Source organism: Novacetimonas hansenii (assembly GCF_014843995.1).
Classification (GTDB): Bacteria; Pseudomonadota; Alphaproteobacteria; order Acetobacterales; family Acetobacteraceae; genus Novacetimonas; species Novacetimonas hansenii.
In genome coordinates, this window is sequence record NZ_CP062147.1 from 2,449,519 (window position 1) to 2,471,765 (window position 22,247).

The 22,247-nt window shown below is 55.1% G+C and carries 18 protein-coding genes; 3 read left to right on the plus strand and 15 right to left on the minus strand.

What is annotated here, in order from left to right; translation table 11 throughout:
* Positions 1–13 precede the first annotated feature (13 nt).
* The 6 genes from IFJ82_RS10730 to IFJ82_RS10755 all read right to left on the minus strand — a co-directional run bounded on the left by IFJ82_RS10730 (position 14) and on the right by IFJ82_RS10755 (position 7,467).
* A complete protein-coding gene (locus tag IFJ82_RS10730) occupies positions 14–1,348 on the minus strand; it encodes an MFS transporter (protein WP_192264517.1) in 1,335 nt (444 codons plus the stop codon).
* Positions 1,349–1,413: 65 nt separating this feature from the next.
* Complete coding sequence (locus IFJ82_RS10735; protein ID WP_192264519.1) at positions 1,414–2,178, minus strand: SDR family NAD(P)-dependent oxidoreductase; 765 nt, start codon at positions 2,176–2,178, stop codon at positions 1,414–1,416.
* Positions 2,179–2,204: 26 nt separating this feature from the next.
* A complete protein-coding gene (locus tag IFJ82_RS10740) occupies positions 2,205–3,179 on the minus strand; it encodes a cyclase family protein (protein WP_192264521.1) in 975 nt (324 codons plus the stop codon).
* 54 nt (positions 3,180–3,233) lie between these two features.
* A complete protein-coding gene (locus IFJ82_RS10745) occupies positions 3,234–4,484 on the minus strand; it encodes a dihydrolipoamide acetyltransferase family protein (RefSeq protein ID WP_192264523.1) in 1,251 nt (416 codons plus the stop codon).
* 24 nt (positions 4,485–4,508) lie between these two features.
* Positions 4,509–5,249 (minus strand): SDR family NAD(P)-dependent oxidoreductase, encoded by a 741-nt coding sequence (locus IFJ82_RS10750; protein ID WP_062809276.1) that lies wholly within the window; start codon positions 5,247–5,249, stop codon positions 4,509–4,511.
* A gap of 55 nt (positions 5,250–5,304) precedes the next feature.
* On the minus strand, positions 5,305–7,467 hold the full coding sequence (locus IFJ82_RS10755; RefSeq protein WP_192264525.1) for an alpha-ketoacid dehydrogenase subunit alpha/beta: 2,163 nt from the start codon (positions 7,465–7,467) through the stop codon (positions 5,305–5,307).
* 392 nt (positions 7,468–7,859) lie between these two features.
* On the opposite strand from IFJ82_RS10755, the gene IFJ82_RS10760 reads away from it, so the two are divergent.
* Positions 7,860–8,111, plus strand: a complete 252-nt coding sequence (locus IFJ82_RS10760; RefSeq protein WP_192264527.1) for a hypothetical protein — start codon at positions 7,860–7,862, stop codon at positions 8,109–8,111.
* Here IFJ82_RS10760 and IFJ82_RS10765 read toward each other — a convergent pair.
* The 5 genes from IFJ82_RS10765 to IFJ82_RS10785 are packed head-to-tail and all read right to left on the minus strand — an operon-like array spanning position 8,106 to position 13,839.
* Positions 8,106–9,608: an aldehyde dehydrogenase gene (locus IFJ82_RS10765; protein ID WP_225578638.1), complete on the minus strand. Its 1,503-nt coding sequence runs from the start codon at positions 9,606–9,608 to the stop codon at positions 8,106–8,108. The two genes, IFJ82_RS10760 and IFJ82_RS10765, sit on opposite strands and share 6 nt — an antisense overlap.
* A gap of 18 nt (positions 9,609–9,626) precedes the next feature.
* Positions 9,627–10,451 carry an aspartate dehydrogenase gene (locus IFJ82_RS10770; protein WP_192264529.1) on the minus strand — a complete coding sequence of 275 codons (825 nt, stop codon included), beginning with the start codon at positions 10,449–10,451 and terminating at the stop codon, positions 9,627–9,629.
* A gap of 8 nt (positions 10,452–10,459) precedes the next feature.
* A complete protein-coding gene (locus tag IFJ82_RS10775; RefSeq protein WP_192264530.1) occupies positions 10,460–12,148 on the minus strand; it encodes a thiamine pyrophosphate-binding protein in 1,689 nt (562 codons plus the stop codon).
* Between the two features lie 13 nt (positions 12,149–12,161).
* A complete protein-coding gene (locus IFJ82_RS10780) occupies positions 12,162–12,947 on the minus strand; it encodes an SDR family oxidoreductase (RefSeq protein WP_239026116.1) in 786 nt (261 codons plus the stop codon).
* Between the two features lie 19 nt (positions 12,948–12,966).
* On the minus strand, positions 12,967–13,839 hold the full coding sequence (locus tag IFJ82_RS10785) for an IclR family transcriptional regulator (RefSeq protein WP_192264532.1): 873 nt from the start codon (positions 13,837–13,839) through the stop codon (positions 12,967–12,969).
* A 489-nt stretch (positions 13,840–14,328) separates the two neighbouring features.
* On the opposite strand from IFJ82_RS10785, the gene IFJ82_RS10790 reads away from it, so the two are divergent.
* Positions 14,329–15,255: a cupin domain-containing protein gene (locus tag IFJ82_RS10790; protein WP_192264534.1), complete on the plus strand. Its 927-nt coding sequence runs from the start codon at positions 14,329–14,331 to the stop codon at positions 15,253–15,255.
* Complete coding sequence (locus IFJ82_RS10795; protein WP_192264536.1) at positions 15,252–16,091, plus strand: alpha/beta fold hydrolase; 840 nt, start codon at positions 15,252–15,254, stop codon at positions 16,089–16,091. Before IFJ82_RS10790 ends, IFJ82_RS10795 begins: the two co-directional genes overlap by 4 nt.
* Positions 16,092–16,100: 9 nt before the next feature.
* On the opposite strand, the gene IFJ82_RS10800 is transcribed toward IFJ82_RS10795, so the two are convergent.
* From IFJ82_RS10800 to IFJ82_RS10815, 4 genes are all read right to left on the minus strand, one after another.
* Complete coding sequence (locus IFJ82_RS10800) at positions 16,101–16,925, minus strand: IclR family transcriptional regulator (RefSeq protein WP_080545428.1); 825 nt, start codon at positions 16,923–16,925, stop codon at positions 16,101–16,103.
* Positions 16,926–17,130: 205 nt separating this feature from the next.
* Entirely contained in the window at positions 17,131–18,096 is a 966-nt protein-coding gene (locus tag IFJ82_RS10805; RefSeq protein WP_075623878.1) for a cupin domain-containing protein, read from the minus strand.
* A gap of 49 nt (positions 18,097–18,145) precedes the next feature.
* Positions 18,146–19,483 carry an MFS transporter gene (locus tag IFJ82_RS10810; RefSeq protein ID WP_192264538.1) on the minus strand — a complete coding sequence of 446 codons (1,338 nt, stop codon included), beginning with the start codon at positions 19,481–19,483 and terminating at the stop codon, positions 18,146–18,148.
* An 84-nt stretch (positions 19,484–19,567) separates the two neighbouring features.
* The gene (locus tag IFJ82_RS10815) at positions 19,568–21,895 is read right to left on the minus strand and encodes a TonB-dependent receptor (protein WP_075594900.1); all 2,328 of its coding nucleotides are present in this window, start codon (positions 21,893–21,895) and stop codon (positions 19,568–19,570) included.
* Positions 21,896–22,247 lie beyond the last annotated feature (352 nt).

Below are 22,247 nucleotides of genomic sequence, written 5' to 3' on the forward strand. Positions count from 1 at the left end.
CACCCTCAGGGCTTCACCGTCCCTTCATCCATCTGCCGGACAAGGGTATTGTAATCACGCATTCCGGTGGTTCCCCAACGGGTGTAAAGGATTCCACAAGGATGGCAATAGCGACAAAACCCGCCAGCAACATCGCTGATGCGCACGTGAACGCCGCCCCGAACGATCCCGTCAGATTGACCAGATACCCGGTCAGAATCGTTGCCACGATGCCCGCGCCGTTATTTACAAAATTGGCAATACCAGTCACCGTTCCCCCTACCCCACGTGGTGCGACAAGAGAAGGCAAGCTCCAGATTACTGGCGCGGCGCTCGACAAGCCCCCGAGGGAAAGTGAAATCCAGAATACCGCCCATCCGGGACGATGCGTGAAAATGGCGCCGATCATGGCCATGCCCAGAATGAAACCAAGCAGGAGCATCCCCTTGCGCGTCCATGTATCGTCATACCCGCGACGGCAGAGCGCATCAATAAACCAGCCACCGACCAACAGTTCGCCAAGCGTGGCAATACCCCACGGGATCATGACATACATCGCCGACTGCATCGTGCCGACATGTAGTTCACGAACCAGGTAATTTGGCATCCATGTCAGGAACAGCGTAAAAAAATACCCATATGCCGCAAACCCCAGTATGATACCCCATATTTTACGCTGCCGCAGAAGGTGTGGAATAGTGGCCCAGCCACTTCCTGCGCTTGCATCCCCTTCGACACAGGCACCACCCGCCAGCATATAACGATGTTCATGTGAACTCAGTCGCGGATGCTGTGATGGATCGCGATAACCAAGAAAAAATGTAATCGCGTAACACAGGCTGAAACATGCCGTCATGACGAATGCCCAGCGCCAGCCCAGGTAAACGATCACAAGTGCCACCAGCGGAACCCCAAGCACATTCGCAAACCGTGCGGATGCGTCGAATACCGCCGTAGCCGTTCCACGTTCACTGCGTGGGAACCAGTATCCGGTCGCTTTTGTACCAGCCGGATAAGCAGGAGCTTCCGCCAGTCCCAGCAGCATACGTGCCGCAAAGAAGCCGGGGAACCCACGCGCCAATGCCATCAGGCCGGATGAAACCGTCCACAGGACAGTACTGACCCGCATTGTCGCACATGCACCATATCGGTCAGCCAGCAGCCCGCTGGGGATCTGGGCAAATGCATAGACCCAGAAGAAACCACTGAAAAGCCAGCCAAGCTGAATGCTATCAAGACCATATTCAGCCTGTATCTGCGGTGAAGCCACCGAAAGGGCGATACGATCAATATAGTTGACGAAAACCCCAAGGGCGAGCAGACAGCCGATACGCCATCTGAACCTTGGAACCGGATGGGATTGCTCCATGATGACTGTCTTTCATTCCCATGGATTCGATACCGATATATTTGGAAACAGCCTGCAGACACAGATCAGAGATATCCATTTGCTGTCCAGCCACCATCCACCGAAAGGACATGACCCGTGATATGCGCGCTGCGCGGTTCACACAGATATAACACCGCGTCTGCAATCTCGCTTGCCTTGCCCAGGCGATGCTGTGGTGTACGACGCTCCAGCGCCGCCATATCAAGCCGCCCTGCCGCGGCAAGTTCGCGCGTCAAGGCACTGTCCACATATCCAGGCGCCACGCAGTTGACACGAATGCCAGCGTCCGCCCACTCCAGCGCGAGGCATTTCGTCATCATCGCAATCGCAGCTTTTGTCGTGCAATAGGACAGGCGTTGCGGGGCGGCGACAATGGAATAAATCGAGCCGATATTGACAATCGTCCCCTTCCGCGTTGCGCTCATGCGACGCGCGGCCTCACGGCTACAGAAAAATGCTCCATTCAGGTTGATGCCCACGACACGCAGCCAGCTTTCATCCGTCAGGTCCAATGTTGGTCCATTTCCACTGATCCCTGCATTATTGACCAAAATATCAGGCGTTTTCCCTTCATCATCAAATATTTCAAACAGGGCGCGTACCGCATCCGGGTCCGCCACGGACGCAACATAAGGAGTGGCCTGCCCACCGGTTTTGCCAATGATCGCACATGTCGCACGTGCGGCATCGCCCGAGACGTCATTGACCAGAATGGCCGCACCTGCATTTGCCAGGGCTATAGCTGTTTCACGGCCGATACCCGACCCTGCACCGGTCACAAGCGCCGTACTACCAGATAGTGGTTTCATGAAAGTTCCTCCGCCGAGCGGTATTTTTATTTTATGACAACCGGATTGACTGGCGCACCCGATCCACCAACCACCTTCAGCGGTGCGGCTGTATACAGGAAAGACCACTGCCCGTCGGCAGCACAATCCTCCGCCAGTGCATCAAGGGCGATGATTTCGGTAAAGGCCACCCCAAGATTACGCATCAATGCGCAATGCAGCGGAAGAGTTACCCCACTTTCGGGATCAACGGTCACTTCATTGGCGATCGTATCCGTTACAAGGTTGGGAATTTCCTTTTCATGAAACCAGCGCACCAGCTCCGGGCTGTAGGTCAGGCCGGGTTCAAGGAAGTCGCGATAGAACTCCTCTTTTGGCGTGCGATAGAATTTGCCAATCCAGCCTGTGCGGATCACCAGAACATCATGGGGCAGGATCTCAACCCCCTGCTGCGCTGCTGCGGCTTCAAGGTCCGTATGTGTAAAGGTCTCTCCACGATCAAGGCATTCCTTGCCCCGGAAACGGGCCATATCAATCAGGATACCGCGCCCAACCACGCCACGTTCGGCAATGGGAAGGACACTGGCCTTGCTCATGCCCCCCACTGTCGTCGCGGCGGGGTAGCCATTATAAAGGGTGTTATCATACCATACATGCCCCAGCGCATCGTACTGGCTGGATCCCTGCAGATACATCACCACCATGTCGTCGGCCCATTCGCCCCCACCCGACAGGGGTTCGGCCTTGCCACACATAAAATGGCCACGATCCATAACGTTGACCCGGTGCGCCGTCGCACGGCCGGGCCAGATCGGGTCCCCTTCGGGGGCGGCGATACGAATGCCAAGCGTAAACACCTTTCCTTGGCGGACTGATGCCACGCCGCGCAGGACTTCTTGCGCGGTCAGGAAATTGAGCGAACCAACCTCATCATTTTCGCCCCACCGCCCCCAGTTTTTTGGAAGCTGCTCCAGCAGACGCCCAAGGTCGGGCATATAACACCGTAATTTGCCGTCAGCCATAATCCTGTCTCCCATACCCCAATCCACAGGGGCATCATCTGAAGAAAACGTTTATCAGGTCAGCAATCTTATGGGGTGTTCGACGATATTCCTGAACGCGGCCAGCCATTGCGCAGCCAACGCACCATCCACAACGCGGTGATCGACACTAAGGGTGCAGGTCATGAGGGATGCAATTGCAATCTGCCCGTCCCTGACGATTGGCAGGCGACGGATCGCCCCAATCCCCAATATCGCAGCATGGGGTGGGTTGATGATCGGTGTCACGCTATCAATACCAAACATTCCGACATTCGAGATTGTAAAGCTGCCACCGCGCATTTCCTCCACGCTCAGCTTTCCTTCACGCGCACGCATGATAAGTGCGCGGACTTCGCAACTGGTGACGAGCAGCGATTTTCCACCCACGTCACGCAGGACCGGCGTCAGCAATCCATCAGATACAGAAACCGCCACGGCAATATCAACCTGCCGCGGGAAAAGCAGCGCATCTTCGGCATACAGGACATTCATGGATGGCACCGTGGCAAAGGCCACACCACAGGCACGGATCAGCATGTCATTAACCGAAATGCGAAACGCATCGGGGGCGCCGTGGAATGGCGCCACGCGATTGAGTTCTTCGCGCAGGTCCAGTAAGGCATCAACCTGCACATCCACGGAAACATAAAAATGCGGGATCGTCTGCTTTGCGTTCGTCAGACGCGCGGCAATGGTCCGTCGCATGCCCGACATAACAACGCGATCAACATCCGGTTTCGTCTTTTCCTTTACCTGAATGATTTTTTCATTCGACAGCAGGCATTCGATATCGCGACGCAGTATCCTTCCCCCTGGGCCACTTCCCTCAACCCGTCGCAGGTCAAGCTCATGCAGCCGCGCCAGACGGCGCGCAACTGGTGAGGCAAAAACCCGCGTCCTCGTAACGTCCCCACTTATGTCCGGCAGGGATATTCCCCTCTCGCTACACGGGGACACAGCCTGCGTCATGGGGCCTGTATCGGGACATATTGCCGCCGGGGCCTGAACATTCAGATTGCCGAGCGCATCCGGGATGGGTTCGCCAGGATCGACGACCATTCCGATGACCTGATCAACACTGACACCTTCAGTACCATCCGGAACCAAAATACGCCCCAGAATCCCACCTGCCGGTGCCTCGATTTCTATCGTCGCCTTGTCAGCTTCCATCTCCGCAAGGATATCCCCGGCAGAAATCGCATCCCCTTCGGCCCGAAGCCATCGCGACAGCGTTATCGTTCCGGACGATGCGCAAAGGTCGGGCATGCAAATATTGACGGCCATGAAGATCTACCTCACTGACAGGGCTCAGCCGGCCATATAGAGGCCACCATTGACATGGATGACCTCCCCATTCACAAAACTTGCATCATCACCACACAAAAATGCCACGACGGACGCCACCTCACGCGGCTGACCAAAGCGGCCGCACGGTGTCTGGGCCTTTAAGATGTCCCCTTTTTCTCCACGGAGTTCACGCGTCATCGCGGTCTCTATAATCCCCGGAGAAACCGCATTGACGCGGGTACGCCCGCCAAGCTCAATGGCAAGCGAACGCGTCAGGCTAAGAACTGCGCCCTTCGATGCGGAATAATGGGCATGATTCTGGCTACCACGATGGGCCGCAACGGATGTCAGTGTGACAATGGCGCTATTTTCACGCAAAATGGGCATGACCGCCCGACAAAGATAGAAAACACTGTCGAGGTTGATCGCAATAACCCTGCGCCAGTCAGCCCCCTCCATCTGCGACACCGGACAATGGGGATAAATCCCCGCCCCCGGCACCACGAAATCAACTCCGCCGAAATGATCATGCGCCAGACTGGCAATAATCCCGGCATCGTGTTCACACGCGGCATCATACCGCGCGGCAATGATACGTTCACCCTGTGGGTCCATTTGCCGCGCCATGTTGATTACGGCGCTTTCATCAAGATCCGCCAGAAGCAGGCTGGCGCCACGTGCAAAGAAAAACGCGGCGATTTCACGGCCAATGCCCCCTGCTGCCCCGGTCAGGAGCAGGATACGACCTGTAAATTCCTGCATTGCAGTCTCCATTATTAAACGGGACCAATGCCCAAAGGGGCCCCCACAACCGCCATTAGGCGAGCGCGAGCAGTTCCCCCAGGGCAATACTGATGTCATCCCGTCCGGCACATGCCGCACGTTCCAGAACTTTCGAGATGCTGGGCGAAGCTTCTCCCCCCGTCACCCGCATGACCGGGCTGTCCAGCCAGTCGAACAGACGCCGCTGGATTTCATCTGCCAGCCAGCCGCCATAGGATGTCCCACGTGCGCCCTGTTCCACCAGAAGTACACGGTTTGTCTTACGGATACTTTCCCCTATGGTATCCCAATCAAGGCTGGCCCGATCCAGCCAGCGCAGGTCAATGACATCCACATCCGCATTCAGTTCATCCACGATATCAATTACGGGCTGAACCATCGCCAGATAGGTAATAACAGTGACCTTGTCCCCGGTCCGGCGCAATGCTGCTGAACCGGGCGGGATAATACCATCAAGATCATGCGGCTCCGGCGATATGGTCTGGTAAAGATCAACATGTTCAATAACCAGAACGGGATCATTGATCGCAAGGGCAGCATTCATCAGCCCCACATAATCAGCAGGGCAGGACGGTGCGACAATACGCCACCCCGGAGCCGTCGCGAAAATACCAGCGGGGTCCATGGAATGCTGCGATCCATATCCCGTTCCCATTGCAACCTTGGTACGCAGGACAAGGGGAACATCAATCGCACCACCAAACATATGCCGCGCCTTCCCAACCTGATTAAAGACCTGATCAGCCGCCACCCACATGAAATCGGGATACATGAACTCCACCACCGGCCGGAAACGCCCATCCATGGCAAGGCCGCCTGCAAGGCCCATAAATGCATTTTCGCTGATTGGTGTTCCAAAGACACGATCAGGAAAGCGCGTCGCAAGGTCACGTGTAGCACCGTTCGTGCCACCTTTGAGACGATGGACATCTTCTCCCAGAACAACGATACGGGGGTCACATTCCATACGTCGGTTCATGACATCTGCAACGATATCAACAAATTTTCGTTTCTTACCTTCAGATGAAACATCTTTCGACAGGATGGGCAGATTACCGATCTCACCAAGGTCACTGCGAATCCCGACATCGCGGAATGATGCCGCAGGCCAAAGCTCAACTCGGATGCTGCGCTGGTTCCCTTCCATAATCGTCAATTCTGATGATATATTCTCCATGATCGCCCGGCATCGTTCACGCAGGTCGGATATGTCCTGCGATGTGATAAGCTGGCGCCGTATCATTTCACGCCCGACATGCTCTATCGGGTCCCGCTCACGCCAGGCGGCTTCTTCATTCTTGTCACGATAGCCAAAGGCACTGCCAGGAAGTTTTCCATTTTGGTGAAAGTAACGATAAACTGTGGCTTCGATGACCGCCGGACCATTGCCCGCCCGACATACCGCCAGGGCTTCGTTCATCGCCATGAAGGTCGCGACAGGATCCATCCCATCGACCTGCCATGAAGGAATTCCAAAGGCCAGCCCCCGTGACGACAATCGCGCTTCGGCCGTTGCCTCATTCACATGGGTGGAGACCGCATAAAGGTTATTTTCAATAAAAAAGATCAACGGCAGTTTCCATGCCGCCGCAAGGTTCATGGTTTCAAGGACGGAACCGATATTGACAGCCCCATCCCCAAAATAGGTCACGGATACATTGTGTGTCCCAGCCAGGCGGTCTGCCCACGCTGCACCTGCGGCAAGCGGGACACCACCACCGACAATGGCGTTTGTTCCCGTTACCCCGGCCTCGGCCCATCGCAGGTGCATAGACCCACCCCGTCCCAGGCAGAACCCGGTACGCAACCCCATGATTTCAGAAAGGGCACCATGCAGGGTTTCCCGGATTGCCCCATCGAAAGGGGCCGTGCATGTCAGCGGTTGATGTTGCGCGACATATCCCAGCGCCTTTGCCAGAAACTGGTGGTGGCCACGATGGGAACCATTGACCTGATCCCCCGGCAACAGGGGAAGGATGCTTCCCACGGCACCGCCTTCCTGCCCAATCGAAGAATGGGCTGGCCCATGGACCAGACCACTACCAGCAAGATCGAGAACACTTTCTTCAAACGCCCGTATCAGACTTAACCGAACCAGCATTGTATCCAAAATGGCAGGTTCCATCGCATCCCAGTCTTCCTGAGTAGAGCGAAGCTGCACCCATGATGCCTGGGGTTCCAGAGGAATGGTGCGCATCAGGCCTGTTCCTTATATGACGTCCCCCCACACGGGCGGGTAAGGTTGCCCGCAACGAGTATCAGTTAATTGGATACATTCGTATAAATATAACTGCTCTTTATGTAAAAAATAGGTGATATCCATCCCGAGTGGATACATTGTAGCGAAACATATCCACGCGTTTCCCATGAAAGGGGCTCCTGACACAAAAAGATGCCAACCGCCCATGGTATCCAACAATGGAAATGCTCAGGGTGCGCTATGATGGCGATCTGCACGATCATGACATGGCTGTGGTGCGGCTAAAGACCGTGAAGCCGGATCAACACACCGTCAGAAGGGAAATTGAAAAGCCAACTGAAAACTGAAATTTTCGTCCAGTTTCCGAAATACCCAGCAATCGCAGTCCAATGCCTGAATTGCTTCGGCAGGCCTTTTACCATGGACTATATGCACGGATTATCCATGATGGACGCTCGCCCATGACACGTGCTGTGGATCTGTTGTGCCATTACATCGGGATGGGCGGTTATGTCCTGCCAATTTCAGCGGGCCTGTTCATCAGCCATCTGAAACATTGTGCAGATTTTTCTTTTAGAATTTTTACAAAAAATCAGGATATGCCGTCCTCAAACAACGGGAATACGCCTGCATTCTCATGACGCGGCCCAAGGATGCGGGATTTCAGACATGCCAATATAATAGGATTTCTGCCGCATGTATGAAAGAAGTCCCTGAAGACCTTTTTCCCTGCCCATGCCGCTTTCCTTCTCTCCGCCAAAAGGCGTGGATATGGAAAACTGCTTATAGGTATTGATCCATACCGTGCCAGTGGTAATACGCCGCCCCACCTGCATGGCCTGCACGTTATCACGTGTCCATATACCGCATGCCAACGCGTAAGGATTATCATTGGCCAATGCAATAACTTCCCCAATATTAGAGAATTTCTGCACCGTCAGGACAGGGCCGAATATCTCCTCCCTACAGGCTTCGGACGCATTTGGCAGTCCAGCAATCACTGTAGGCTGGTAATAGATCCCTGCATCATACATGCTGCCTTCCGGTCGCCGCCCACCCGCAAGGATATCACCACCCGCCTTACGTGCTTTTTCCACCCATCCCTCCACCGTGCGCAGATGTGCGGCATGAACCAGCGGCCCAACCTGAGTCTGTGGGACGAAGGGGTGTCCGACCTTCAGGCCTTTTGCTGCCCTGACAAGACGCTCCAGAAAACTTTCATATATGTCTTCATGGATGAAAAGTCGCGATCCCGCGACACAGGATTGTCCTGATGAAGAGAAGATACCATAAAGAATCCCGGCGATTGCCACATCCTGATCCGCATCGGCGAATACGATGGTGGGCGATTTCCCACCCAGTTCCAGCGATACCGGGATCATGCGTTTTGCGGCATGCAGGGCGATGGCATGCCCGACACGGGTGCCACCGGTAAAGGAAATACGCCTGACCATGGGATGATTGACCAGATATTCGCCAACGATCTCCCCACTTCCGGGCAATACTGAAAACAGACCTTTCGGCAGGCTGGTTGCATCAATGATACGTGCGAATTCCAGCGCAACCAGCGGCGTCCATGTCGCAGTCTTCAGCACCACCGCATTGCCTGCCGCCAGCGCGGGGGCCACTTTCTGCGCATCGCTTGCAATGGGCGAATTCCATGGTGTAATCGCGCAGACAACACCGACCGGCTCATAACAGGACAGTGTCATATAAGGGCCACGGGCTGGCGTTATCGCTTCTTCGCGCGTTTCTACAACGGCGGCATAATAACGGAATGTCGCGGCGGCACTTTGGGCCAGCGCGCGCGTTTCCATCAGGGTCTTGCCTGTATCACGTGTCTGTATCCACGCGATCCTGTCAGCATTGCGTGCAAGTGCCTCCGCAATTTCATACAGATATGATGCACGCTGATGGGGAAGGAGGTTGCGCCAGGCAGGGGCCATCGCCGCCGCCTGCGCCCGTTCGAGTGCGAGCGCCGCATCGGCGGTTCCCGCACCACGCATGACCCGATTGATCCGCATATCCGCTGGAAAATAGGACGTAATTTCCTCGCCAGTACCAACACGGAATTCACCGCCGACATAAATCCTGCCATCGGGCATATCCGTTTCTGGAAAGGGATCTTGTAACGTCATTGCGTTGCTCCGGATTTTTCAGATCACTTCACATGTCACATGGTTTATCACCAGACGCGCCAGGCTGTACCCAGCAGTCTGGGAAGTGCGTGGATTATCAGGGGATGCACGTCCCTCCAAACGGATGGAAACGGTTGTACACCCTGAATCAAAAACAATCTCGTGGATGTTGCCCGTAATACCGGGATCCGCGATCAGCCTGACACGGGTCTTTTCAAAACCAACCCCGGCCAAGGCAATGGCGGCGGCCACATTGGCATTTTTGGGATAATCCAGGGCTGCGGCACGTGCCGTGCCATCAAAAAATACTTCTGGGACAGACAGTGTATCCAGCGGCATTTTCTGCTCAGCCAGTGTGCTACGCCATGCCTGTGGTGGCTTGCGGGAATGATAGATCACCTCGCGCAGACCCGACAGACGGGCCGCCACCAGAACATCAAGCGCCCCGATCGCACCTGGCGCGACCAGATAACGTGTGCCGCCAAAAGATGCAGCACGCTGCAGGGATGTACGCACATCATCATCAGCCAATGCCCCGACAGAGGCCAGAACCAGCGGCACGCCCGCCGCCAGAACATCCGCGCCGTACATCGTGACCGCCTGCTGTGAGGCACATTCAACCACGATATCGGGACGGGCCGCCATAAACGCATCATATGTTGTCACGACCGTCGGGCAGGTGTCGCCCTCCTGCCATGTTCTGATACGGTCGCGAACCCGCTCCGCACTTCCTTGCGGCACCAGGAATGTCAGGGTCGGGAAACGCATTCCCGCTGCGTACAGGGCCTGCATCATCGTGGCGGCCATCGCACCACATCCGATCACCCCCATATTGACCCGCATGCATCCCATCAGGCCACACCATTGCCAGCGGCCCCTGCGGGGGGGCCCGTAAAGCTGCGTGCGAACGGACCAATCGCAAGCATGTCGACCTCCAGCAAGACCGGTCCTTCCATTCGCAAGGTCTGTGCAAATGTGCCGGGAAAAGCCTGCGCATCATCGACACGGCGATAAGCCAGCCCCATACCTTCCGACAGTTTTGCAAAATCGGGCGTATTCGATAATGTATAACAATGCCGCCCACCGTACTGGGAATCCTGGATATTGCGGATCACGCCATATCCCCGGTCATTCATCAGTACAAAGACAATATCAGCCTGCTGCTCAACAGCCGTGGCCAGTTCCCCGATATACAGCATGGCCCCGCCATCCCCCAGCAATGCCACGGTTTTTCTAGAATGTGCAGCGCATGCAGCTCCAATCGCCATTGCGATCCCCTGCCCGATGCCACCGCCAAGCGCATGCACCCCCAGGTTCGGGGCGGCCAAAGTCACATAACGGTTGCCAAACATGGAATTTGCGATCGTGACATCACGCACGAACGGGAGCTTTTCCTCCGATACATGATGACGCAATGTATCCGCAACGACAGCATAAGGCCCCAGCGCCTGCCGCAGGTCTGCCTCGGCGCTACAACGTGCATGCCTGACATCTTCAAGAAATTTTCTTTCTGTATCAAGATCTTGAGGAATACGATCCACAACCCCCTGTAGCACGAGTTGCGCATCGCCATGCACAAACAGATCAACCGCGTAATTCCGTCCCCCCTGGGTTGCATCCGCATCCACCTGTATACGCGCCTGCCCCAATGGCATTGTATTATTACATGTCTCGTTTCCACGCAGGCGTGACCCGACAATCATGACAAGGTCAGAACGTGCATAGATTTCCTGTGCCGATGGAGACATATTGAATGCCCCCAACGTGGCCGGATGGTTTTCTGGCACGATAGCCCGCCCGTTCGTGCTGGTCACGACAGCGCATCCCCGATCCGCCAGCAAGACAGCCTGAGCCATGGCCTTCCTTGCCCCCCCACCCAACCACAGGACGGGCCGTCGCGCGCGGCGCAACATTGTCGCAAAGTGATCAAGCGCCACCGGATCGGGGATGACTGGTGCAACATATGGACGCGGCATATAGAGGGGAACAGCAGCACGTTCACGCTGGACATCAATCGGGATTTCAATGGAAACCGGCCCCATGGGGGCGCTGAGCGCCGCCGCCGCCGCCGCCGCCAGCATCGGCAGAAGGGTTCGTGCTTCCCACACACGGAACACGGATTTGGATACACCACGCAGCATGACGGGCTGGTGCGGCACATCATGAATGGCCGCACGATCGCGATCCATCAGGGGGCGATCAACCTGCGTCGTGATATGCAGCACCGGTGAACAGGCGGTCAGGGCCTCTACCTGGCTGCCTGCTGCATTCCCTGCGGCCGTGCCGGTACTGGTAATCACCACCCCCAGACATCCGCTGACACGGGCATAGGCATCGGCCATGTTCATTGCACCTGCCTCCCCCCGCGCGGGAACAAAACGGATGCAGCCCTTTTGATATAACGCGTCCAGTATTGGCATGTTATGGATCGAAATAACGCCGAACACGGTCGTAACCCCGATTGTCTCCAACCATTGCGCAACCTGTTCGCCCACGGACATCCCCGTATCGGGAACCTCCCCGGTCATTGCATTCACCATGAAGTGTTTTCCATCATATCTGGCGTGAAAGACCGCCTGAGACCTCAATTCGGGCACCGGTAATATAATGCGCAGCGGAAGAGCCAAGAAATACGATCGCCTGAGCCACATCTTCCGGCTTTCCCAACCGGCCCAGCGGTATAGTCCTGCGCGCCGCAATATCAGCCAGCCATGCGTCATAACCAAGATTGCGGTTGGCCCGTACTTCGAAACGCCGTCGCCATTGACCGGATTCGATCAACCCGACCACAACCGAATTGACCCGGATGGCAAGCGCCAGTTCGCATGCAAGCGATTTCAAAAGATTCTGCACCCCGGCACGTGCCGCCGAAGTGCATACCATATGGGGTTCCGGCTGATATGCCAGCAATGAGTTCACCGCCACAATAGCCCCCGCGCCATCATGGGACAGGGTTTTACGAAATGCCCTGATCGTGTTTATCTGACTGAAGAATTTTAAATCAAGCTCTTCGCGCCACCCTGCATCATCCGTATCCGCGAATGTGGAAACACGCCCTTGGCCCGCATTATTGACCAGCAGATGGCACCCGCCACGCCACGCCATCACCGCATCATGCAATGCCTGCACCTGCCCGCTTTCCAGGACATCGCATTGAACAGCCAATACCCGCCCCGCCCCTGCAAGACCTACCAATTCGGCACGGGCATGCGCCAACCGATTGGCGTCACGACCACAGATGGCGACATAAGCGCCATTACGCAGCAGTTCACGCGCCGTCGCCAGCCCGATCCCCGATGATCCTCCCGTCACGACGGCAACGCGGTCATTCAATCCCATGTTCATAGGAATACCCCCGTCATCTTCCGACATGCAGGTCACAATGGCTGCCGACTGGTGGCGCAGCCTCTTCACGATCACCGATACGCACCGACAATATATGCGCAGCCTTGCAGACCTGTTCGATGATCTGTGTTTCCCTGCGAAGAGACATCTTGAACAAGGAGGTAGGACCAGTCACATTAAGTGCGGCCAGAACCTTGTGACCATGGCCGAAAATGGGTGCGGCGACAGAACTGACCCCATTGCTGTAGACACCATCACTGACAGAATATCCCATCTCGCGCTCCGCCCGAAGGCGTGCCTCAAGGCTTTCCCAGGTGGTTGGTGTCATGTCCGTATATTGCCCAAGCACACATCCCGCATACATTGCCCGCACTGTCTCTGCATCCATAACGGCAAGGATCGCACGGCCCAGTGTGGTTGCATGTGCGCTGATACGCGAACCCACCGTAATATTGCTGGCCAACGGGACATTTGGCACCCGACGGGCAAGGTACATGGCATCCAGACCATCCAGAACCCCAAGATGCGCTGACAGTCCGGTTTCCTCCGCAAGCCGGGCGATCACCGGCATGCCGATCCGCACAAGGTCCTGCCCATAGGCGTGGTCGCCCACCATGCCGACCAAGTCGATACCAATCTGGTAATCCCCACCGCCAGAGACCTTTTCGATAAAACGTTCGACCTCGAACGTATGCAAAAGCCGCAGCAATGTAGTACGACTTATGTCAAGTTGCGTTGCAACGGCCCTGATGTTCGCAAATGAACCACCCTCTGCAATATATCGCAAAAGCCGGCAGGCACGTTGTACCGGCGGGGACAGGTAATGACTTTCCCCCTCCGGCCTGACCACGGTGACTTCGTGCATATCCTGCCCATATTCGTCCATTTCGCAGCCACGCCTTTCATGTCCAGACAATCCTGCAGCAGCCCTGCCCATAACTTACGCACATAAGCACATGCTTTTGTAAGCAAGTCAGCGCATCGCAAATATGTTCATATTTGAACATTAAATCACTATATGAACATTTTATATCCCAGATGAATATCTCGATCAACTTATTTCGGCATCACATTATTGGAATGACAACCAGCGTCATTAAAGACAAAATCCATTTATTTTTCTTTATTTAACAACATAATATTCATTTTTAAACATCTGCAAGGCAACGTCCATTCAGACGAATTCCTACAAATTCTGTCAGATTTCCACACAGACTCCGATCCATATATTTGATTGAATACGAACCCATGGTTATATTATGAACAATTATTAGCGTGTGACAGGCGGCTTACACAAAGACTGAAAGCCCCCATCACGCACCTTCATCACCCGATCCAATCCCGGCATAAGGCCGGCAGGTCAGGAGTTCAGAACATGTCCCTGCAAGACGATTTCCAAGACCACATACAACGTTATGCAACGCGACAGTTTGATTGGAATGCCTTCCCATCGAACGCCGGATACCCGGAACTGGCCCGCGCACAGATGCGCATGATCGGATCTGGTGGCTCGCCCAAAAGTGGCGATACCACCACGTTACGCCCTGAACATTTCACCATGAGCCTGATTTATAAGGAACCGGGGAAATTTGCGGCATGCCACGCCCATGAAATCGAAGAAGCCTTCTTCATCCTGTCCGGCGTGCTGACCGTTGGATGGGAATCAGAGGGTGAAGTGGTAGAAGTCGCACTTGGCCCCAAGGATATGATACTGAATGCCCGTGATATAGCACATGGTTTTCGTAATTCAGGCATAGAACCTGTCATGCTGTCGGTCATGGTCGGGGCTGGAAAACCACTACCACCACGCTATCTTTACCACCCAAAGGATACCAGCGCGGAACTTGCGGTGGCCTTTGGCGCACAGCCTGGGCATACGCATCTGCTGACATCGGCAGATGAACTCCCGTTGAGTGAACTGATGGCCCGCAATGTCATCCGGTATGACAACCAGAAAACGCACTGGCTGCCCGCAGGGTTTGGACGCAAGATTTATGTGGGTGAAGGCGGTGTGAAGGCGACAACCGTGCGTAAGGAGATGTTTCTGATTCCACCCTTTGTCGGGGTCAGGCCCTACTGCCGTGAAGTGGAAGAAGCCTTCCTGGTGCTAGAGGGTCACATTACCGTTGGGTGGGAGGAAGACGGCATATGCGTGGAGCAGCAGATCGGCCCACGCGATGTCATCCTTACACCCGCCGGGCGTCGTCACTATTTCCGCAATAATGAACTTACCCCTGTTACGCTGCTTTGCGTTATCGGCACCGCACAGCCCGATGATATCCAGTTCGAGGCACAGTCATGACATATGACATCCGCTCCATCCTTCTGCAGGGTTTGCGCAACGGGCCATTGAACATAAGCTGGGCACACGCCATGCCAGCACAGGAGGCGATGTTACGTCCCCTTGTACTGCTGCATGGTATTGGCTCCGACGCCCGGTCATGGCAGGCACAACTGACCTCATTTGGCACCCGACGACAGGTTATCGCATGGAACGCTCCCGGTTATGCCGAAAGTGCGCCTTTTCCCATGGAACGCCCCGTCGTTGATGATTATGCAGATATTCTGAGCAGCCTGCTGGACAATAACGGCATAAAGCAATGTGATCTGGTGGGGCATTCTCTGGGCGCACTGACGGCTGCCCGCATGGCTTTGCGCATCCCATCCCGCGTGGCAAACCTGATCCTTTCTGCACCGGCAAGCGGACTGGGGCTGCCGCCCAACAGCCCCTTTCCGCCGGCATTGCAGGGCCGGATTGACGATATAACCCGCCTGGGACCGGCAGGAATGGCCGCTCAACGCGCCCGACGCACCCTGTCCCCGCAGGCAACAGCACAACAGATTGCCGGAGCAGTGGCCGCAATGGGCCGGGTATCAGTGGCAGGATACACACAGGCGGTGCATCTTCTGGCAACCGGGAACCTGATACAGGATCTGCGGGGACTACAACGACCAGTCTACATCATGACCGGCCGCGAGGATGTGATCGTGCCCATGCGTGCAATACAAGAAATCACCACTGCCGTGCCGGGCTGTATCCTGCGGATCATGGAACAGGCGGGACATGCGTCTTATTACGAATATCCCGAAACCTTTAACAAGGTTCTGGAGGAATTCTGCAAATCCCCTCCCGCCTGAAGCAGGAGATTACGACAGATATCCCATCGCGCGTGAAATATCGCGTACCGTACGTTCCACTGCGGCGCATATCCGGGTTTCAAATTCTTCCCGTGAATAGGTATCAAGCGGGCAGGTCGCATTAATCGCAGCCTCCACCTTACCTGCCCGATTACGGATCGGCACGGCAATCGTCGCGACATCCGGTTCAAAATATCCCCAACTGACAAGGCTGGGGCGATTACGATCCAACTCCAACTGACTCACCAGTTCGCCAAGCGTCCCGACCGTGGACGGGGTGTAGTGGTGAAAAGCATGTTTTTCATATTCCATGACGACTTCAGCCATGGGCAGATGTGCAAGGATCGCCCGCCCCGTCACGGTGGCATAGGCAGGAAAGCGCGTGCCGACAGTAATGCCACTGATCAGTCGCGTATTTCCCGCACAGCGCGCCAGATACACGATATCCTTGCCTTCACGGACGACAAGGTGGGTGGAACACCGCGTCTCGTCACGCAGCCGTTCCAGAAATGGCGTCGCGATATCCACCAGATCCCGACCGGCCAGCAGGCTATATCCCAATGACAGCACCTTGGTCCCAAGGCGATATGTCCTGCCGCTGCCGACACGCTCCAGATAACCCAACATGTCCAGTGTGTAGGTCAGGCGAAAGGCGGTGGCGCGCGACAGGCCTGTCATACGCACCATCTCGGCAATTGACAGTTCCTGTCGTTCCGCCCCGAAACATTCAAGAAGCGCCAGCCCACGCACAAGGCCAGGGACAATATAGCGGTCATCAACGACCGCGCCATCGACGGCACACTCAGGCGACGAAAGATCGGTGGGCATAACCATATACCGATCCTAGGCCGTGATGAAATTTTTTACCAGTCCCACTTTTCCGGGATTAAACACCCAAAATCCCCTTACCCATGTCCTGCAATATATTGCGGCTTTCGTCCTGCCGGGGATTATGATTCAAAAACCCGCATGATCGCTTCATACTGATCGACATGCCCATATTCCCGGCCTGCACGTATTTCTAAACCGCGATGCCCTGTTACGACGCGACACGCTCCATGGCTGTGGAATATACGAAATCGTCCGCGTCCACCCCGCCAATCACAACCCACGCCACTGCCGTCACATCCCCGTCATTGCGGAAATAATGTGCCTGCCCCATTGGCGCCAGCACGAGGTCATGCCGTCCCAGGCGTCGTTCCACACCACCCGCCGCCGACTGCCAGCCCACGACAAGCGCCCCTGCGATCACAAGCATGGCCTCTTCTACTGGCCGCGTAATTGCCATGATCGCACATCCGGGGGGAATGATGAACAATTCCTTGCGCACCGCTGTGGCTGGTGCGCCCCCCACGCCGACATACACCCGGCGTTCAAAACCTGCGGCCTCCGTGATCTGATGGCTGTCAGCGAAACGTACCAGATACGGTGCAATCAGGGTGTGCAGCGGACTGTCGGTCAGCGTTCCCTCCCGCACCGTACATCCCGGTCGCGCGCCAAATGCGCGGGCCACCGTACCCTCGACCTGTGCCGGATGGAAAACGTTATGTGGCGGCAGGGGACGCCCGGAATCAACGGTCACGGACATCAGCACCTTCTGCGCACCATCATTACGAAACCCATGTGGAACATCGCGCAGATTCTGGACCATATCCAAAGGCCCCAAAGTCGCCTCGATGACGGAGCCATCTTTTTCCCATCCCACCGTCAACTCCCCCTCCAGCACAAGAAAAGATTCCTCGATTTCGTGCGAATGTCCAGCCGCATAGGTACCGGTCTCCTCCTCCAGCAGGCTGAGGGTGAAATGCGTGGGAGGAAGGGTCGTCCTGTCTGAAACTTTAGGGGATCCCCCTCCCCCGATATAGCGCATCTGCCCGCGCGCCAGTTCGGCATAACCAATATTGGCCGGAAAAGCTTCCCAATCAAAAACCTTATCGGCAAAACGCCCGATATGCTGATCCAGACTGATCTGCATATGCGCGCATGTGTCGGCGGCATCTGTCATTAACCTGATATCCTGTAAAAAAGGTCGGGACAGGGTCACGGCAATGGCATCACATAACCAGATGCCGGGTCTCCCGAGCCATTACGAAACTTATGCCGCTGACCATCAGGCCAACAGCGGCGAAAAGCATGAACACCCCGGCAATGGAACCGTGGCTCATGCCCAGTCCCACCGCACCGGGCGCAATCATGGACGCAAACCTCAGAACGGCGGCATTAAACCCGGTAAACGCACCCCGCGCCTGCGCGGGACAGAGTTCGGGGGTATAGAGATAAACAGCCAGCATAAGGACAGCGACAAAGAAACTGGTGATAAGGGTCATGAAAAACACCCACCCAGCGGTCATCGCGCTGCCCATGAGTGCCAGGGCAACAAGTGGCAATGCCGCACAGAGGAAGCCCCCCATTACGATCTTACGGCGTCCAATGGCGTCGATGGCCAAACTGCACGCGATCGTGCCGATAAAGATGATGACACTGCGAATGATGCTATAATCCAGTGCATCGGACACAGGCAGTCTGAATTGACGTGTGTAGATGATGGGCAACCACGTCGCGAGCCCATAATTAAGGAACCCCAGCGCGAACCATAACGGAACGGTCAGCAGCAGCAGGCGCAGGCTATCGCGCGGCAGGAATAAGGACACGCGCCGGCGACCGGCAGTCCCACCATGGACCGATACAGGCAACGGGCCAGGGCCCTGCGGCTTGCCCGTCTCAAGACCACGGACCAGATCAAGGGCATAACGCGCCTGCCCGCGCGCGCATAACCAGCGCGGCGATTCCGGCAGGCGCACGACAAACGGCAGTAGCAGCACACCAGCCACACCAGAAAGCCAGAATATCGACTGCCAGCCGAAAGCCGACAGGAATATACGGCAGATAATCGCGGCCAGCACATTGCCAACCGCAAAAATGCTTTCATAAAGCAGGACAAACCTGCCCCGTCCGGCCTGACGGGAGATCTCTGTTATATAGGTCGCGGCAATCGGCACATGCCCGCCCAGTCCCAGCCCCTGTATGAACCGCAGGGCCTCGAACTGCGCTGCGGACTGCACCAGCGCGGAGAGGAGTGTGGCCACCGCGAATATAAACACAGCAACCGAAAGTGCGCGAATACGACCGTAACGTTCTGAAAAAAAACCGAATACCACAGACCCGATCATCTGCCCCAGAAAACCGATAGAGAACACCATCCCCACCTGCACTGGTGAAAGATGCCACAGGGGCGCCATTACCGGCATGACGAAGGCAATCGAGAATATATCGAAGGAATCAAGGAAAGTTGCCATTCCAACGACCAGACGCACCCGATGCCGCCAACCGTCCGAAGATGGGCTTTCGAGGCGGGCAATACATTCGGCAACACTCCCGTCATCAGCATTCATTATTATGGACACCCGATTGCCTTATCCATGGTTTTTACAACATGCCCGTGCTGCCCCCCTGCGGCAGGCAGCACGGAGTGCGCATCAGAACGAGGAACTGAATGTAAACAATGCGGCAAAGCCGGGATTGATGTAATAGGTCGGGGCACTGATCTTTGCACTGGGCGTAAAGGTGTAGATGCCGGTCCTGTACATGCTGTTGGTCAGGTTCTGAAGGTTAACCTGAAGTTGCGGCACCTTAAGGAACGCAAGCTTTGGGAAGCGATAGCCAAGGGTGATGTTATCGGTGATATAACCCGGGATACTTTCATCATCCATGAATGTTGAATATTGCCTTCCGGTGTAACGCAGGTTCAGGTTCCCGAAAATCCTTCCATCATCGTAATCTATCCCCAGAGCCCCCTGATAGTGCGGCGATCCGATCGCCGTTTTTCCTTTTGTATTGAGGACGGTCGTGCCATACGCCAGATTATTGTCCATCCGGGCATAAAGATATTCAAAAGACACATAGGGACGGAAATGATGGAAAGGTGCCATCCCGATCTGCACATCGACCCCGCGGGACGTCTGACCACCCGCGTTCACATTTTCAGAAACAAGGGTATCATTCTGCCAGACCGGAAGGGCAAGCTGCCGGTTGGTAAAGTTGTAATTGAAGAATGAGACATCCGCCGCAAAAATATGGTTCTGATAGCGATATCCAAGTTCTTCTTCGATGCTATATTCCGACTTCTGGGAGCTTATGCCGGTGCTGAGGGTACCACTGGTGAGATTATAAAGATTATACATATTGGAATCAGAGGGAACATGGAAATTTGTCGAACCGGCAACATAGATCTGCTGATGTGAATCAATGTTGTAATGCGCTGAAAAATATGGGGTTGGAACCTGATACAGGACATGTTTGCGCTGGTTTCCCTGCTCAAGGTAATTATATCCATCCCGGTTCAGGTACGTATACTTGAATCCGGCGCTCAGCGTGAGCCTGTCCTTCAGGAGCTTCAGCGTATCACCAATGAACATCATGTAAGTCTGTGAATAGGTCATGGTGTTTCGCGTATATAAGCGCTGACCTCCGGTCGTATTCAGATAATAGCTGTTGCCCCACATATTCGCAGGCACGCCGGTTGTCTGATCCATCCGCGTGACGCTTCCCAATGAATGGTTGGACATCCATTCATACCAGAACCCTGCGGACAGGGTATTATGGCCCTGCTTCCATGTGAATTTTGTCACGCTTCCGGGACGGAACATCTGCGACACCTGCGCGGTGGACGCAACACCTGTCGTAGCATCCTGGCTAAAACCGCTGGTGGCCTTATTGATAAAGACTTTCTGTGTCCCGGAATAAACCGGATTGTTAAGGTTGAGGTTAACCGCACCATCGACAGGACCCCAGCCATAAAAGAAATATGGGGTTTCATCGATACGGAAATGCCCTGCAGTATCAATGTTCCAGACACTCGGCGCACTGACGATCACGTCATTATACGGCAGCAGATGCTGTTTATAATATGAGGTACTCCCCGGAGTGTAGGTGGAGCTATAGTTGGCACTGGCCCCCAATTTGTCAAACTGCGCCTTGGTGGGAAACAGAAGGTTCTGGATAACCTGGTTATCATAGGCGACGGCAAGTGCGATCCGGCTGTTATTATGAAAATCCTTCACAAGCTTGAAATCAAGGTGCTGGCGTTCATTGTCACCTGAACCACGCCATGAATCCGAATCTGTGTGGGAAAAGGACAACCATGCACGGACACCTGTCCTGCCGATATCGCCGGATTCAAGGCGAATGAACTCCCGGTTGGTTTTGTAGGTGCCATAGGCGAAATCAACATAGCCCCCGCGATGATGCGAAGGATCAATCATGAAAATCTGCGACATCCCCCCCGAAGCAGACATCGTGGGTGTGTCATAATTTGCCGAACCGGGCTGCGTTACAAGACTTTGCAGATTTTCTGCATCTGCGACCTCGTTCCCGAACATCAGGTTCGTGGCGGAGTTGTTTCGTGGCATGCCCTCGAAAAGCCAGCCGATTTCACTACTATCAAGTCCACGTATGCGGATCTGCGACATTGACAACCCATAAGGGTCGGCACTGACAACATTGGCCCCAGGGTTCATCGACATCAACGTAATCGGATTCTGTGTGGGGGCCTGCTTGGAGATATAATCGCGCGAAATGGTCTGGACCGAACGGGCCTCATGCTGGCGCGTCATCAATCCGCCCCCCAATGCAGTCCCGGTGACGCCATTACTGGACCGTATGGTACTGCGTACGACACGGATATGTTCCATCTGCCCGGATGGGGCCGTGGTCTTTTCCGTCGTGGCCGCAGATTTTTCATGCGATGGCGCCGCCGAATCCGTAGGGGTCTTGCGCTTCTCCGCGGCCTGCATTTCCGAAGGCATATTAGATAAAAGTGCCGCAAGCGCACACGCGGTTGTCATGCTGACCAGAGGAATTCGACACCTCTCCTGACGGGAAAAATTACGCATTTGTATCATCCTCGCAATGATCAACTAAATAACGGACAGAGAGAACGAAGACGCAAACTGAAAGCCAAAAAAGACAGCAGGAACCATCCTTATGGAAATCGGCGCTTACGGAACTCAAAACAATTGCATTGGCTGCAAACTTGTTCATATATGAACATGTGCTTCAAATATGTTATGTATTCGCTACTTTGCTTGTCAATTATATTTCTTTACCAAAACATATTAATCCAAGCTGTGCAGCATAAGCGCAACATGAACAGATGCA